13 protein-coding genes are annotated in these 14,877 nt (G+C 69.9%); 5 read left to right on the forward strand and 8 right to left on the reverse strand.

Annotation, left to right across the window (positions count from 1 at the left end; all coding sequences use genetic code 11):
• The first annotated feature begins 46 nt into the window (after window positions 1-46).
• Both ctaD and AB0N16_RS32470 read left to right on the forward strand, forming a co-directional pair.
• On the forward strand, window positions 47-1,741 hold the full coding sequence (ctaD, locus tag AB0N16_RS32465) for a cytochrome c oxidase subunit I (protein WP_365802959.1): 1,695 nt from the start codon (window positions 47-49) through the stop codon (window positions 1,739-1,741).
• Window positions 1,738-2,106, forward strand: a complete 369-nt coding sequence (locus AB0N16_RS32470; RefSeq protein ID WP_365802961.1) for a cytochrome C oxidase subunit I — start codon at window positions 1,738-1,740, stop codon at window positions 2,104-2,106. The genes ctaD and AB0N16_RS32470 overlap by 4 nt, the downstream gene beginning before the upstream one ends.
• 115 nt (window positions 2,107-2,221) lie before the next feature.
• Here the strand turns inward: AB0N16_RS32470 and AB0N16_RS32475 are convergent, their stop codons facing one another.
• Together AB0N16_RS32475 and AB0N16_RS32480 are read right to left on the reverse strand one after the other, a co-directional pair.
• Entirely contained in the window at window positions 2,222-3,733 is a 1,512-nt protein-coding gene (locus tag AB0N16_RS32475; protein WP_365802963.1) for an MFS transporter, read from the reverse strand.
• Between the two features lie 80 nt (window positions 3,734-3,813).
• Window positions 3,814-5,076, reverse strand: coding sequence for a DUF445 domain-containing protein (locus tag AB0N16_RS32480; protein WP_365803208.1), 1,263 nt, complete (start codon window positions 5,074-5,076; stop codon window positions 3,814-3,816).
• A 288-nt stretch (window positions 5,077-5,364) separates the two neighbouring features.
• Between AB0N16_RS32480 and AB0N16_RS32485 the strand changes: the two genes are divergently transcribed.
• Window positions 5,365-6,705, forward strand: a complete 1,341-nt coding sequence (locus AB0N16_RS32485; RefSeq protein ID WP_365802965.1) for an SGNH/GDSL hydrolase family protein — start codon at window positions 5,365-5,367, stop codon at window positions 6,703-6,705.
• A gap of 227 nt (window positions 6,706-6,932) precedes the next feature.
• On the opposite strand, the gene AB0N16_RS32490 is transcribed toward AB0N16_RS32485, so the two are convergent.
• Genes AB0N16_RS32490 through AB0N16_RS32505 form a run of 4 tightly spaced genes read right to left on the reverse strand, consistent with a single transcriptional unit; the run spans window position 6,933 to window position 10,470 of the window.
• Complete coding sequence (locus AB0N16_RS32490) at window positions 6,933-7,712, reverse strand: DUF1707 domain-containing protein (protein ID WP_365802967.1); 780 nt, start codon at window positions 7,710-7,712, stop codon at window positions 6,933-6,935.
• Between the two features lie 32 nt (window positions 7,713-7,744).
• Entirely contained in the window at window positions 7,745-8,845 is a 1,101-nt protein-coding gene (locus AB0N16_RS32495; protein ID WP_365802969.1) for an ATP-binding cassette domain-containing protein, read from the reverse strand.
• 31 nt (window positions 8,846-8,876) lie between these two features.
• Window positions 8,877-9,692: an ABC transporter permease gene (locus tag AB0N16_RS32500; protein WP_365802971.1), complete on the reverse strand. Its 816-nt coding sequence runs from the start codon at window positions 9,690-9,692 to the stop codon at window positions 8,877-8,879.
• On the reverse strand, window positions 9,685-10,470 hold the full coding sequence (locus tag AB0N16_RS32505) for an ABC-2 family transporter protein (protein ID WP_365803210.1): 786 nt from the start codon (window positions 10,468-10,470) through the stop codon (window positions 9,685-9,687). Before AB0N16_RS32505 ends, AB0N16_RS32500 begins: the two co-directional genes overlap by 8 nt.
• 707 nt (window positions 10,471-11,177) lie before the next feature.
• On the opposite strand from AB0N16_RS32505, the gene AB0N16_RS32510 reads away from it, so the two are divergent.
• Entirely contained in the window at window positions 11,178-13,505 is a 2,328-nt protein-coding gene (locus AB0N16_RS32510) for a transglycosylase domain-containing protein (protein ID WP_365803212.1), read from the forward strand.
• A gap of 91 nt (window positions 13,506-13,596) precedes the next feature.
• On the opposite strand, the gene AB0N16_RS32515 is transcribed toward AB0N16_RS32510, so the two are convergent.
• Both AB0N16_RS32515 and AB0N16_RS32520 read right to left on the reverse strand, forming a co-directional pair.
• The gene (locus tag AB0N16_RS32515; protein ID WP_358922681.1) at window positions 13,597-13,947 is read right to left on the reverse strand and encodes a co-chaperone GroES; all 351 of its coding nucleotides are present in this window, start codon (window positions 13,945-13,947) and stop codon (window positions 13,597-13,599) included.
• A 24-nt stretch (window positions 13,948-13,971) separates the two neighbouring features.
• Entirely contained in the window at window positions 13,972-14,301 is a 330-nt protein-coding gene (locus AB0N16_RS32520; RefSeq protein WP_365802973.1) for a DUF3618 domain-containing protein, read from the reverse strand.
• A gap of 95 nt (window positions 14,302-14,396) precedes the next feature.
• On the opposite strand from AB0N16_RS32520, the gene bcp reads away from it, so the two are divergent.
• The gene (gene bcp / locus AB0N16_RS32525) at window positions 14,397-14,864 is read left to right on the forward strand and encodes a thioredoxin-dependent thiol peroxidase (RefSeq protein WP_365802975.1); all 468 of its coding nucleotides are present in this window, start codon (window positions 14,397-14,399) and stop codon (window positions 14,862-14,864) included.
• Window positions 14,865-14,877 lie beyond the last annotated feature (13 nt).

Genomic DNA, 14,877 nt, shown 5'->3' on the forward strand with positions numbered 1-14,877 from the left:
TCAGCCATGGTGCGGGGGAACCGCGAGCGTCTGGAGACACACACAGGTGACCGTTCTCAACGAACCCGAGCACTCGGCCGTCCCGCATTACGACAGCGAGGTGCCGCTGCGAGGCCGGCAGCCCGGCAACGTGATGGTCAAGTGGTTCACCACCACCGACCACAAGACGATCGGCACGCTGTATCTGAGCACGTCGTTCGCGTTCTTCCTGATCGGCGGTGTGATGGCGCTGCTCATGCGCGCCGAACTCGCCCGCCCCGGTCTGCAGATCATCTCGAAGGAGCAGTACAACCAGGCGTTCACGATGCACGGCACGATCATGCTGCTGATGTTCGCGACACCACTGTTCGCGGGCTTCACGAACTGGATCATGCCGCTCCAGATCGGGGCGCCGGACGTCGCCTTCCCGCGGCTGAACATGTTCGCCTACTGGCTCTACCTGTTCGGCTCGACCATCGCGGTCGGCGGCTTCCTCACCCCGCAGGGCGCGGCCGACTTCGGCTGGTTCGCCTACACCCCGCTGTCGGACGCGATCCGCTCACCGGGCCTCGGCTCCGACATGTGGATCATGGGTCTGGCCTTCTCCGGCTTCGGCACCATCCTCGGCGCGGTCAACTTCATCACCACGATCATCTGCATGCGCGCCCCCGGCATGACCATGTTCCGCATGCCGATCTTCACCTGGAACGTGCTGCTGACCGCCGTCCTGGTCCTCTTCGCCTTCCCGGTCCTCGCCGCGGCGCTGTTCGCGCTGGAGGCGGACCGCAAGTTCGGCGCCCACATCTTCGACGCGGCGAACGGCGGCGCGCTCCTGTGGCAGAACCTCTTCTGGTTCTTCGGCCACCCGGAGGTGTACATCATCGCGCTGCCGTTCTTCGGCATCGTGACCGAGGTGCTCCCGGTCTTCTCCCGCAAGCCGGTCTTCGGCTACATGGGCCTGGTCGCGGCCACCATCTCGATCGCCGGCCTGTCCATCACCGTCTGGGCGCACCACATGTACGTCACCGGCGGCGTCCTGCTCCCCTTCTTCGCTTTCATGACCTTCCTGATCGCGGTACCGACCGGGGTGAAGTTCTTCAACTGGATCGGCACCATGTGGAAGGGCTCGGTGTCGTTCGAGACTCCGATGCTGTGGGCGACGGGCTTCCTCGTGACGTTCCTGTTCGGTGGTCTGACCGGGGTCATCCTGGCCTCGCCGCCGATGGACTTCCACGTCTCCGACTCGTACTTCGTGGTGGCCCACTTCCACTACGTGGTCTTCGGCACGGTCGTCTTCGCGATGTTCTCCGGCTTCCACTTCTGGTGGCCCAAGTTCACCGGCAAGATGCTCGACGAACGGCTCGGCAAGATCACCTTCTGGACGCTGTTCATCGGCTTCCACACCACGTTCCTGGTCCAGCACTGGCTGGGCGCCGAGGGCATGCCACGCCGGTACGCCGACTACCTGGCGGCCGACGGCTTCACCGCGCTGAACACGGTCTCGTCGATCGGTTCGTTCCTGCTCGGCCTGTCGATGGTGCCGTTCCTATACAACGTGTGGAAGACGGCCAGGTACGGCAAGCCGGTCGCCGTCGACGACCCGTGGGGCTACGGCCGTTCGCTGGAGTGGGCGACCTCCTGCCCGCCGCCGCGGCACAACTTCGTCACCCTGCCGCGGATCCGCAGCGAATCCCCGGCGTTCGACCTGCACCACCCCGACATCGCCCTCGCCGAGGCCGAGGCCCACGGCGTCCACTCATGACCGACGCGGGACACCGGGTGGGCGGCACGCCGCAGCGGGGAGCCGACGGAGACCTCGCCAACGAGGTGGAGGGATACCTGCTGTGGCGGGCCAGGATCGCGGAGGCCGAACAGCGGGCCCGGGAGTTCACCGGGCGCCTGGACTGGCTGACCACGGCACAGCGTGACGAGGTCGAACGCCACTACGTGGAGGACAGCCTCAAGCGCGCCCGGCAGGACCTCGAACGGATCGCCGCCCGGTGTGTCTCCCTGCGGGGCGAGTACGAGCGGCGGTACCGCGGGCTGCGGGCACGCTGTGCGGGATGGACACTGGCCGTGTGCACAGGCGCCGCCTGCCTGGCGGCAGCCGTGTCACTGGGCCGCTGAGAGCCCACCCCTTCGGCCGGGCCAGCGGGCGGCCGGGCCAGCGGGCGGCCGGGCGGCCGAAGGCCCCTGGCCGCTGTCGTCCACCGCCCCCACCGCGCGTACCGCCTCCGCCGCCCTACGCGGGCGCCTTCGCCGTCCCGCCCGGTGGCGTCGCCGCCAGTGGTGTCGCGATGTCCTCCAGGGACCGCCGCTCCGCCTTCACCGCGCACAAGGCAGCCACCAGCCCCGCCGCGCACATCAGCCCCGCCCCGATCTGGAAGGCCAGCACCGTGTCGCCCACCTTCCCCGTCCCCGTCAGGTCGGCGAACAGCAGGGGCCCGCTGATGCCGCCGGCCGCCGTGCCCAGCGCGTAGAAGAACGCGATCGACATGGCCCTCGTCTCCATCGGGAAGATCTCGGACACCGTCAGGTACGCACTGGACGCTCCCGCCGACGCCAGGAACAGGACCGCGCACCAGCACGCCGTCAGCGTGCCCGCCGTCAGCACGCCCTGGCCGAACAGCCAGGCCGTGACGAAGAGGAGCAGCCCCGACCCGAGGTATGTCGAGGAGATCATCACCTTCCTCCCCACCGTGTCGAAGAGCTTGCCCAGCAGCAGGGGGCCGAGGAAGTTGCCGACCGCGATGACCGCGAAGTAATAGCCGGTGTCCCCCGTCGGCACGTCGAAGAACGTCGTGAGGATCACGCCGAAGCCGAAGGTGATCGCGTTGTAGAGGAACGCCTGGCCGACGAAGAGGGAGAAGCCGAGGACGGCCCGGCGGCGGTAGTCGTGGAAGACCGTGCGGGCGATCTCCCGGAAGCTGACACCGGACCGCTGGTGGATCACCAGCTCGCTCTCCGGTTCGGGGAGCGGCTCGCCCTTCTCCGCCTCCACCTGACGCTCGATGGAGGAGACGATCTCCTCCGCCTCCCGCTCCCTGCCGTGGATCAGCAGCCAGCGCGGGCTCTCCGGGACGTTCCGTCGTACCAGCAGGATGACCAGGCCCAGGACCACCCCCAGCGCGAAGGTCAGGCGCCAGCCCACGTCCTTCGCCAGGAAGTCCGTGTTCAGGGCGACGATCGAGAGCAGCGAGCCGCCGACCGCACCCACCCAGAAGCTGCCGTTGATGATCAGGTCGACGCGGCCGCGGTAGTACGACGGGATCAGTTCGTCGATCGCGGAGTTGATCGCCGCGTACTCGCCGCCGATGCCGAAGCCGGTCAGGAAGCGGAAGACGAAGAACCACCAGGGAGCGAAGGAGATCGAGGTCAGGGCGGTGGCGGCCAGATAGACCACCAGGGTGATCATGAAGAGCTTCTTGCGGCCGTGGCGGTCGGTCAGGCGGCCCCAGAAGAGGGCACCGAAGCAGGCGCCGGCCACGTACAGCGCGGCCGCCGTACCGGTGACCTGGGACGCCGAAATCGCCAGCCCGCTGCCCGGTTCCGACAGGCGGCTCGCGATGTTGCCGACGACCGTGACCTCCAGGCCGTCCAGGATCCAGACCGTGCCGAGGCCGATGACGATCGTCCAGTGCCAGCGGGACCAGGGCAGGCGGTCCAGGCGGGCCGGGATGCGGGTGGTGATCGTCCGCCCGTGGCCGCTGCCGCCGTCCATGCCGTCCACGCCCACGTCCGCACCCGTTGCCATCCGCGCCTCCTCGGCCGTAAAGGAACCGAAACCCCCGGTCGGGTGCCCGGTCCCGGGCCGTTGAAGCGCTCGAAGGCGTCCTACGCGCCCAGCGCCCGCGACACCGTGAAGATCAGCACTCCGGCCAGTGACCCCACCACCGTGCCATTGATCCGGATGAACTGCAGATCACGCCCGATGTGCGCCTCGATCTTCCGGGTGGTGTGCTCGGCGTCCCAGCCCGCGACGGTGTCGGTGATCAGGGAGGTGATCTCCTTGCGGTAGGTCGACACGACATGCACGGCCGCGCCCTCCACCCAGCTGTCGACCTTGTCCTGGACCTTGGCTTCGTCGGCCATCCGGGCGCCGAGCGAGATCAGGGAGGCGCGGACGCGCAGCCGCAGCTCGCTGCGTTCGTCCTCCGCCGCCGAGACGATCATGGACCGTACGGCCGTCCAGGCGGACGCGATCAGGTCCTGCACCTCGCCCCGGCCCAGGACCTCGCCCTTGAGCCGCTCGACCCGGGCCCGGGTGTCGGTGTCGGACTGGAGGTCGTTCGCGAAGTCCGTGAGGAAACGGTCGAGGGCGCCGCGCGCCGGGTGCGACGGCATGTCCCGCATCTCGGAGCAGAAGCGCAGCAGCTCCTTGTAGACGCGCTCGCCGACCCGCCGGTCCACGAACCGGGGCGTCCAGCCGGGCGCCCCGCCCTGGACGGCGTCCATGACGGAGTCCCCGTGCTGCACCAGCCAGTCGTACGCCCGGGAGACGACCAGGTCCACGACCCGTTTGTGACCGCCGTCGGCGACCACCCGGTCCAGCATCTTGCCGATGCCGGGGGCGATCTCCTGGGCGTCGGCCCGCCGGGTGATCGCCTCGCCCACCACGGCCTGCACGTCGGAGTCCCGCAGCACGGTCAGGGCGCCGCGCAGCGCGGTCGCCAGCTCGGCCGTCACCCGGTCGGCGTTCTTCGGCTCCGCCAGCCACGCGCCGAGCCGGCCGGCGATGCCGACGGCGCGCAACCGCTGTCGTACGACGTCCTGGGAGAGGAAGTTCTCGCCGACGAACTCGCCCAGCGAGACGCCGAGCTGGTCCTTCTTGTGGGGGATGATCGCGGTGTGCGGGATGGGCACACCGAGGGGGTGCCGGAAGATCGCGGTGACCGCGAACCAGTCGGCCATCGCGCCGACCATGCCCGCCTCTGCGGCCGCGGCGACGTAGTCCGCCCAGACTCCCGCGCCCTCGCCGGACGCCCACGTGGCCAGCGCGTACACCAGCGCGACGAACAGCAGCAGGCCGGTCGCCATACGCTTCATCTGCCGTACGCCGCGCTGGCGCTCCTCGTCGGCGGGCGTGAAGGCGTTCATGGACTTGTAGGACGGCGTCTGCGTCGGGACCGGGGCCGGGGTGGTGCCCGCCACCCGGCCGCCCGCCTGTCCGGCCGCCCGGCCGTCGCCGTCCGGCGTGTGCGTACGTTCCGCCATCTGCTCCACCCGTTCGCAGCCGGTCCCACCCTCATGGTGATCCCGCACATATTGTCCCTTGCTGACCTACTCCTGGAACGGAACAAGAGTTCCCGTCGTCTGTCTGTTCGGGAAATTCCGGCAGGCCCGTCCGTCAGTGGCCTGCCCTCGGTCGAGGAGAACTGAACACGCATGACCCGGCGTCACCACGGTTACGCCCTGCTCAGCGCGATCGTCGCGCTGATCGTGGCCCTGTCCGCCGCCCTCTACGCAGGCGTCGCCGCCGACGACACGTCCCGCGGCGGCGCCGACGCGGACGGAGCCGGCCGCCACCACGGCGCCTCGGCGGCACCCGTGTCGGCCGGTACCTGGGTCGGCGCCTGGTCGGCGTCCCCGGTGGGCGGCGAGCCGGGCACCGAGACGAACGGGCTGGCGGGCCGGTCGGTGCGCAACGTCGTGCACACGACCGCGTCCGGTACGAGTGCCCGGATCACGCTCTCCAACCTGTACGGCCAGTCGGCGCTCACCCTCACCCACGCCTCGGTCGCCCTCGCGGCCGGCCACGACACGGCCGCGGCCGACGCCGGGACGATGCGGCGGCTCACCTTCGGCGGCTCCGCGTCCGTCGTCGTGCCGGCGGGCGGGGAGGTGGTCAGCGACACGGTGGCGATCCGGGTGCCGCGGGGCGCGGACGTGCTGGTCACCACGTACTCCCCGACGCCGTCCGGGCCGGTGACCTATCACCCGCGGGCTCGCCAGGTGTCCTATGTCGCGGACGGCGACCGTACGGAGGACGCGGGCGCGTCCGCGTACACCGGGCAGACGCCGTACTGGCGGTATCTCACCGCGCTGGACGTGCTCAGCGACGACTCCGACGGCACGGTGGTGGTGTTCGGGGACTCGCTGACCGACGGGATCACCTCGACGGAGGGGGCCAACCGGCGCTGGCCGGACGTGCTGGCGGGGCGGCTGCGGCGAGCCGTGGCGGGGGGCTCCGACGTGCCGCGCTACAGCGTGGTCAACGAGGGGATCAGCGGCAACCAGGTCCTCGCGGACGGGCTCGGGCGGCCGGCGGAGAACGAGAGCGGTGTCGGCCGCTTCGCCCGTGACGTGCTGTCCCGTCCGGACGTCAAGGTCGTCGTCATCGATCTCGGGATCAACGACATCCTGCGCGAGCGTCGGCTGGCCGACCCCGACGCGGTCGTCGCCGGGCTGCGCTCGCTCGTCCGCGCGGCCCACGCGCGCGGGTTCACGGTGGTGGGGGCGACGCTGATGCCCTTCCAGGGCCACCGGGGCTGGACACCGGCGAGGGAAACGGTTCGCCAGGAGATCAACGAGCGGATCCGGTCGGGGCGGGTGTACGACGCGGTGACCGACTTCGACAAGGCGCTGCGGGACCCTTACGCCCCGAACCGCCTCCGCCCCTACTACGACTCCGGCGACCATCTCCACCCGAACGACGGCGGCTTCGCGAAGATGGCCGACACGTTCGACCTGACCGACCTGAGGGAAGCCGCCTCGACGGAACTGTGAGCGAGCGCCCCTCAACTCCCGCCGCAACGGCGATCAGCCACGCCACCACCGCCGTCCGGCGATGCCGAACCGGCCGACGGCCGGTGGTTGCCCGCGGGGCGGTGGGGCCGGTGGTTGCCCGCGGGGCGGTGGGGGCCGGTCGCGCCCACGCGGCGGAGCCGCATATGAAACAGCCCCGCGCCCCTGGGTTGGCCGCCCCGCCGGCGTTCAACAGTCCCGGCGCCGATCTAGTGGTGGCCGTGCCTTCGGCGGGCCCGGTCCTCGCGGCGGTCCTCCCGTTCGGCTCTGCGGTCCTCGCGCCACTCGTGGCGGGCCGCGTGCAGTTCGTGGCGGGAGGTCTTGCGGTCCAGTTTCTCCTGGCGGCGTTCCTCCTTGAGGCGTTGGCGTTCTGCTCTGGTGACCTTGTGTTCCACCTGGACGCCGCCCCAGAAGGCGAAACCCGTCACGATCACCCTCGGTGCGGCCGGGTCCGGCGGGGTGCCCTCCTCGCGGTGGTCGAAGCCGCCCATGATGCCGATGCCCCGCATCACGACCTCGACGCCCGGCGGCACGATCACGTTCATTCCGCCCATGATCGCGACGCAGTTGATCTCGATCTCCCGGTCCGCGAAGTTCGCCTCGCGCAGGTCGATCTCGCCGCCGCCCCAGAACACGAGGCTGTTGAAGCGTTTGGGCGCCGTCCAGCGGCCCTTGCGCTGGAAGCCGGACATCACGGCCACCGCCCAGGAGGACGAGCCCTCGCCGCCGACTATCCGGCTTCCCCAACTGCCGCTCTCCGCCGGCGGCTTGCTCAGCGACATCGGCACCGCCGGCGCACCGGCCGCCGCGGGGAGGTCCCTGGTGATCGGCGTCAGCTCACCGTACGTGCGGGCCTTGTACGTCGCCTCCAGCCGCTCCTCGAACTCCTCCATGTCGAGCCGCCCCTCCGCGAGGGCGTCCCTGAGGATCTCGGTGACTCGTTCGCGATCGGCGTCGGAGGCACGCAGCTCCGGGGCATCGTCGGTCATGGGTGCAGACTACGAGTTCCGGTCGGCGGGCACTATGCCGTCGTGCGCTCCGAAGGAGGTTGAGGGGCGTCCCCCGATGCCACCGGTGTCTCCGATGTCCCCGGTGTCTCCGATGTCCCCGGTGTCTCCGATGTCCCCGGTGTCTCCAGGGAACGCAGCATCTTCGCGATCACCGTCTCGATGTCCGGTTCCCGGACGGACAGGTCCACCAGGGGATACTCCGCCGCGATCCGCGCCACCAGCGGCGCCGCCGACTCCGACGCCGGGAACGCCAGCCACTGCCGCGGCCCCTCCACCTTCACCACCCGCGCCGACCCGCCCGCCTCCACCGGCGGCAGCTCCCGCTCCAGGTCCACCACCAGGGTCCGTTCGCTCTCCCCCGCCTCGTGCAGGCCGGCGAGCGGACCGTCGTACATCAGCCGCCCGTGGTCGATGACCATCACGCGCGAGCACAACTGCTCGATGTCCTGGAGGTCGTGGGTGGTGAGCAGGACCGTGGTGCCGCGTTCGGTGTTCAGTTCGCGGAGGAAGTCGCGGACCTTGGCCTTCGAGATCACGTCCAGGCCGATCGTCGGCTCGTCGAGGTACAGCACGTCCGGGTCGTGCAGCAGCGCCGCCACGATGTCGCCGCGCATCCGCTGGCCGAGCGAGAGCTGCCGCACCGGGACGTCCAGCAGGCTCTCCAGGGAGAGGAGTTCGACCAGGCGGTCCAGGTTCTCGGCGTAACGGGCGTCCGGGATGCGGTACATGCGGTGCATCAGGCGGTAGGAGTCGATCAGGGGGAGGTCCCACCACAGGGTGGTGCGCTGGCCGAAGACGACGCCGATGCGGTGGGCCAGTTTCGTACGCTCGCGGGACGGGTCGATGCCGGCCACCCGGAGCCGGCCGCCGCTCGGGGTCAGGATGCCCGTCAGCATCTTGATCGTGGTCGACTTCCCGGCGCCGTTCGGGCCGATGTAGCCGACCATCTCGCCGCGCGCCACCGTGAAGGAGAGCGAGTCGACCGCCCGTACCTGCCGGCGTTCCCGTTTAAGGAACCCGGCCTTCTTGCGGACCTCGAAGACCTTCTCCACCCCGTCGACCTCGATGAACACCTCACCGGACCCGTCGGCCCCGCCGGACATGTCCGACATCAGATCAGCTCTCCCCACTCCGGTCATCGGATCAGCTGCCAGTACTTCGATACGCCCTGAGGCCCGCCCGCCATGCGAGCCCCGCCAGCACGCAGCACACCACCGCCACCAGCGGCGACGACCACGCCGTCCACACCGGCAGCCGCAGCGGATACGGCCGCCCCAGCACATACGCGGCCGGCACCCAGTTGACGAAGGCCAGCGGCAGCGTGAACGTCACCCCGCGTACGAAGTCCTTCCCGAACACCGTCGGCGGGTACTGGAGCAGCGTCGTACCGCCGTACGTGAACGCGTTCTGCACCTCCGCCGCGTCCTGCGCCAGGAACTGGAAGGCCGCGCCCGCCACGAACAGGGCGCAGAAGATCGCCGCGCCGGCGGCCAGCATCAGCGGGATCAGCAGCACCTTCGCCGGCGTCCACGCGACGTCCACGGAGACCAGCGCCCAGCCCAGCACCACCGCGCCCTGGGTGATCCGGCCGAGGCGGCGCAGCGCGAAGTGGTCCGCGCCGATCTGGGCCAGCACCGGGGCCGGCCGGACCAGCAGCGTGTCGAAGGAGCCGTCGCGGATCCGGGTGCCCAGCACGTCCATCGAGCCCAGCACCAGGTCGGCGACGCCGAACGCGGTCGCCGACAGGCCGTACAGGAAGGCCACCTCGGGCAGCGACCAGCCGCCGAGCGAGTCGACCTGCGAGAACATCAGCAGGATCGTGGCGAAGTCCAGGCCGGTCACCAGCAGGTTCCCGGCCATCGTGATGACGAAGGAGGTCCGGTAGATCATCGTGGAACGGATCCACATCCCGGCGATCAACAGGTACGCCCGAAGGCCCTCCCGGACACGCTCACCCACCCTGCACCACCACCCGTCGCGTCGCCGCCGTCTGGAGCAGCCGCCCCGCCGCCAGCAGCGCCACCGCCCACGCGCTCTGGAAGGCGAGCGCCCCCGCCACACCGGTCTCCCCCATCAGCACGTCCGCCGGCATCTGGATCTGCGCCGCCCAGGGCAGGACGCGGACGACCTCGCCGAAGGCGCCCGGGAAGACGTTCAGCGGCAGGGTCATGCCCGAGAAGAAGATCCCCGTGATCATCAGGACCTGGTTGACGCCCATCCCGTCCATCAGCCAGAACGCGCTCAGCGCGACCAGGTAGCGGATGCCGAAGCTGACGAGCATCGCCAGGAGCAGCGCGACCAGGAAGGCGGCCCAGGTACCGGTGTCCGCGGGCAGCGCCATCGGGAAGAACACCGCGCCGACCAGGAAGGGGATCACCCCCCGTCCCAGCATCTGGAACAGCGAGCGACCCAAATCGGTCGCCAGCCACCACAGTTGAAGATCGGCCGGACGGTACAGGTCGATCGCGATCGCGCCCGTACGGATACGCTCCATCAGGTCTTTTTCCACGCCCCCGCCCTGGATCGCGAGGGTCGCGTAAAGGCACTGTCCCAGCCACACATAGGTCACCGCCTGTGCCTGGTCATAGCCTCCGAGGTGCGGTTTCTCGTCCCACAGCGCCACGTACGTGTAGACGAGGATGATTCCGAAGGCCGTATTGGTGAACACCCCGGCCGCGGTGGCCGCCCGATACGTCGCGTACCGTCTGAAACCCCCCGCAGCGACGGCCGTGTACAACCGTCCAGCGCCCACGCCAACCGACCTCCCGGACCGCCCGACACCGAAGCGCAGGAGCCTACTGCGCGGACGACATCGCAGGCCACGCAATTTCCGTGACCGAAGCGTGCCGGAATCCGGGAACGGAACGCACGGTGCGAGAGTCTTCATCAGGGGGCGCAGAGGCGTACGAGGTCGTACGGGAACGAACGTACGACGCGAAACAGGAGTCCGTGCACTACATGAACGACGAGCCGCAGCCGCAACAGCCGAACCAGGGCGGCGGAGGCCCGACGGAGCCGCCGGCCGCGGCCGAGGAGAAGCAGACCCCGCCGCAGCCGGTGGCCGAGGCGAAGCAGCCGGAGCCGCCCGCGGCGGCCGGGCGGGCGAGGGCGGAGCAGCCACCGGCGGGCGACAGGACGACCGCACCGCCGAAGGCGGCGGCCGAGGGCAGGCAGGACCCGCAGGACACGCAGACGCGTCAGCTCGCGGCGGTCACGGTGCCGAGGGCGCGCCCGCCCGCGGCGGCCGAGAACAGACAGGACACACAGGACCGGCAGGACAGCCAGGACAGCCAGGACACGCAGACACGGCAGCTCGCGGCGGTCAGGGCGCCGAAGGCGGAAACGCCCACGGCGGTCACCGCGGTCACCGCTCCCCTCGCGCCCACGGCGCCCGGGGCGGAGCCGCCCGCGGCCGACGTGCCGACGAACGGGGGCAAGAAGAAGATGAAGCGACCCAAGCGGACCGGATGGCGGCGGATCCTCCCCACCTGGCGCATGCTGCTCGGCACCTTCGTGATCGGGATACTCCTGCTCATCGGCCTGTTCTTCCTCGGCTACTCGATGGTGAAGATCCCGGCGGCCAACGCGTTCGCCACCAAGCAGTCCAACGTGTACCTGTACGCCGACGGCTCCCAGCTCGCCCGCGACGGCGAGGTCAACCGGGAGAACGTCACCCTCGCCCAGGTCTCCAAGGACGCCCAGCACGCCGTGCTCGCCGCCGAGGACCGCGACTTCTACACCGAGTCCGCCGTCGACCCCAAGGCGATGCTGCGCGCCGCCTGGAACACCGCGACCGGCAAGGGCACCCAGTCCGGCTCGACGATCACCCAGCAGTACGTGAAGAACTACTACCTCGCCCAGGAACAGACCGTCACCCGCAAGGTGAAGGAGTTCTTCATCTCGATCAAGCTGGACCGCAGCGAGTCCAAGGACGAGATCCTCGAGGGCTACCTCAACACCAGCTACTTCGGCCGCAACGCCTACGGCATCCAGGCCGCCGCCCAGGCCTACTACGGCAAGGACGCCACCGACCTCGACCCGGCCCGCGCCGCCTACCTCGCCGCCCTCGTCAACGCGCCCAGCGAGTACGACGTCGTCGCCCACCCCGAGAACAAGGCGGCGGCCGTCGCCCGCTGGAACTACGTCCTGGACGGCATGGTCAAGAAGGGCTGGCTCAGCCAGTCCGAGCGGACCGGCATGAAGTTCCCGATGCCCAGGGAGCAGACCGCCTCCACCGGCATGTCCGGGCAGCGCGGCTACCTCGTCGAGGCGGTCAAGAGCTACCTCGTCAAGAACAAGATCATCGACGCGGACGCCCTGGAGGCCGGCGGCTACCGCATCACCACCACCATCGAGAAGGACAAGCAGAACGCCTTCGTCAAGGCGGTCGACGACAAGCTGATGTCCAAGCTGGACAAGAAGAACAACAAGGCCGACAACTACGTGCGCGCCGGCGGCGCCTCGGTCGACCCGAAGACCGGCAAGGTCGTCGCCCTGTACGGCGGCATCGACTACGTGAAGCAGTACACCAACGGCGCGACCCGCGGTGACTTCCAGGTCGGCTCCACCTTCAAGCCCTTCGTCTTCGCCTCCGCCGTCGACAACGACTCCACCACCCAGTCCGGCCAGACCATCACGCCGAACACCTACTACGACGGCACCGACAAGCGCCCCGTCCAGGGCTGGTCCGGCGGCAGCTACGCACCGGAGAACGAGGACGAGAAGTCGTACGGCCAGATCACCGTCCGCAAGGCCACCGACCTCTCGGTGAACGCGGTGTACGCGCAGATGGCCGTCGACGTCGGCCCGTCCAAGGTCAAGCAGACCGCCGTCGACCTGGGCATCCCGGCCGACACCAAGGACCTCCAGCCGTACCCGTCCATCGCCCTCGGCACCGCCACCGCCAGCGTCCTGGACATGGCGGAGGCCTACGCCACGCTCGCCAACCACGGCAAGCACGGCACGTACACGATGGTCGAGAAGATCACCAAGGACGCCACGCAGGAGATCAAGCTGCCCCGGTCGGTGACCAAGCAGGCCATCAGCCGGCAGGCCGCCGACACCACCACCTCGATCCTGCAGAGCGTCGTCGAGAACGGCACCGCCACCTCCGCCCAGGCCGCGGGCCGCCCCGCGGCCGGCAAGACCGGCACCGCCGAGGAGGACACCGCCGCCTGGTTCGCGGGCTACACCCCCGACCTCGCCACCGTCGTCTCCGTGATGGGCCAGGACCCGGTCACGGCCGCCCACAAGTCGCTGTACGGCGCGCTCGGCCTCGCCCGTATCAACGGCGGCGGCGCCCCCACCGAGATCTGGTCGCAGTACACCAAGGACGCCCTGGAGGGCGTCGCGGCCTCCGCCTTCGACCTCGACCTCCAGCCCGGCGCCGAGACCGTGGCCCCGGCCACCCAGAACCCGGCCACCCCGGGCACCGGCGGCCAGGACAACGGCGGCACCACCGGCGGGGACCAGGACAACGGCGGCACCACCGGCGGCGGCCAGGACAACGGCGGCACGACGGACGGCTCCACCACCGCGGGCACCACGGACGGCTCCACCACGGACGGCTCCACCACCGACGGCTCGACCACGTCCGGTACGACGACCTCCGGCACCGACTCCGGTACGACGACCTCGGGCAGCGACTCCGGAACCTCCAACGGCACCACCACCGACGGCACCAGTACGGGTACGACGTCCGGAACCACCGACGGCGGCACCACGACCGGAACGACGGCGGGCGACGACGGCGGCGGCTTCGGATTCCAGTAGCCGGCCGGCGTCACGCCCGGTCAGTGACCGCGAAGAGGGCTGGTGACCACAGTCACCAGCCCTCTTTTACCATCGACTCGCGGACGGCCGGTTACAGATACAGGCCGGTCGAGTCCTCCGAGCCCTCGAACCGGTCGGCGGCCACCGCGTGCAGATCGCGCTCGCGCATCAGGACATACGCCACCCCGCGCACCTCGACCTCGGCACGGTCCTCCGGGTCGTACAGCACCCGGTCACCGGGCTCCACCGTCCGCACGTTCTGCCCGACCGCGACCACCTCGGCCCAGGCCAGCCGGCGCCCGACGGCCGCCGTGGCGGGAATGAGAATCCCGCCGCCCGACCGCCGCTCACCCTCACCGGTCTCCTGCTTGACCAGAACCCGGTCGTGCAGCATACGAATGGGCAGCTTGTCGTGATGGGTGTCGTTTCTGTTGGCGCTCACGCCTTTGAACCTACCTGCTTCTGCTCAGCTCTTACGCCGCCGGTTACCGAACACGAGCAGACCGACCACGCCCACGGCCACGAGGGCGACCGGCACCACACGCTCGAGCCGCGGCGCGCCCTCCTCGTCCACGAACTGCGCCCGCACCTCGCTCACGACCCGGTTGACCTGGACGTAGGCCCGCCCGAGGGTGTGATCGACGTTGGCCGCGACCTTGGCCTTCGCATCGCCGACGATGGTCTTCGGATGCACCCGCACCCCGATCTCGTCCAGCGTCTCGGCCAGCACATCGCGGCGGCGCTTGATGTCCGCCTCGATCTGCGCCGGGGTTCTGATGTCCGACGTGTCCGCCACCGTGGGCCTCCGAAGTCTCCCGTGCTCCCTGTCCTGGACAGTGTGTCAGTTCTCGCCGCCCTCGCACTGTCAGGACCCCCCGTTACGCTGGACCGATGAGCGAGCGACTCCAGCCCGGGGACGTAGCCCCCGACTTCACCCTCCCCGACGCCGACGGCAACGAGGTGTCCCTCTCCGCCCGCAAGGGCCGCAAGGTCATCGTCTACTTCTACCCGGCCGCGCTGACGCCCGGCTGCACGAAGCAGGCCTGCGACTTCACGGACAACCTCGACCTGCTGGCCGGCGCGGGCTACGACGTCATCGGCGTCTCCCCCGACCAGCCGGAGAAACTCGGCAAGTTCCGCGACAAGGAGAACCTCAAGGTCACCCTCGTCGCCGACCCGGACAAGAAGGTCCTGGACGCGTACGGCGCGTACGGCGAGAAGATGAACTACGGCAAGACCTACCTGGGCGTCATCCGCTCCACGATCATCGTCGACGAGGAGGGCAAGGTGGAACGAGCCCTCTACAACGTCCGTGCCACCGGCCACGTAGCCAAGATCATCAAGGACCTCGGCATCTGACCCCCTCACCTGC

Origin of the sequence: Streptomyces sp. NPDC051105, from assembly GCF_040682795.1 — a bacterium.
GTDB lineage: Bacteria > Actinomycetota > Actinomycetes > Streptomycetales > Streptomycetaceae > Streptomyces.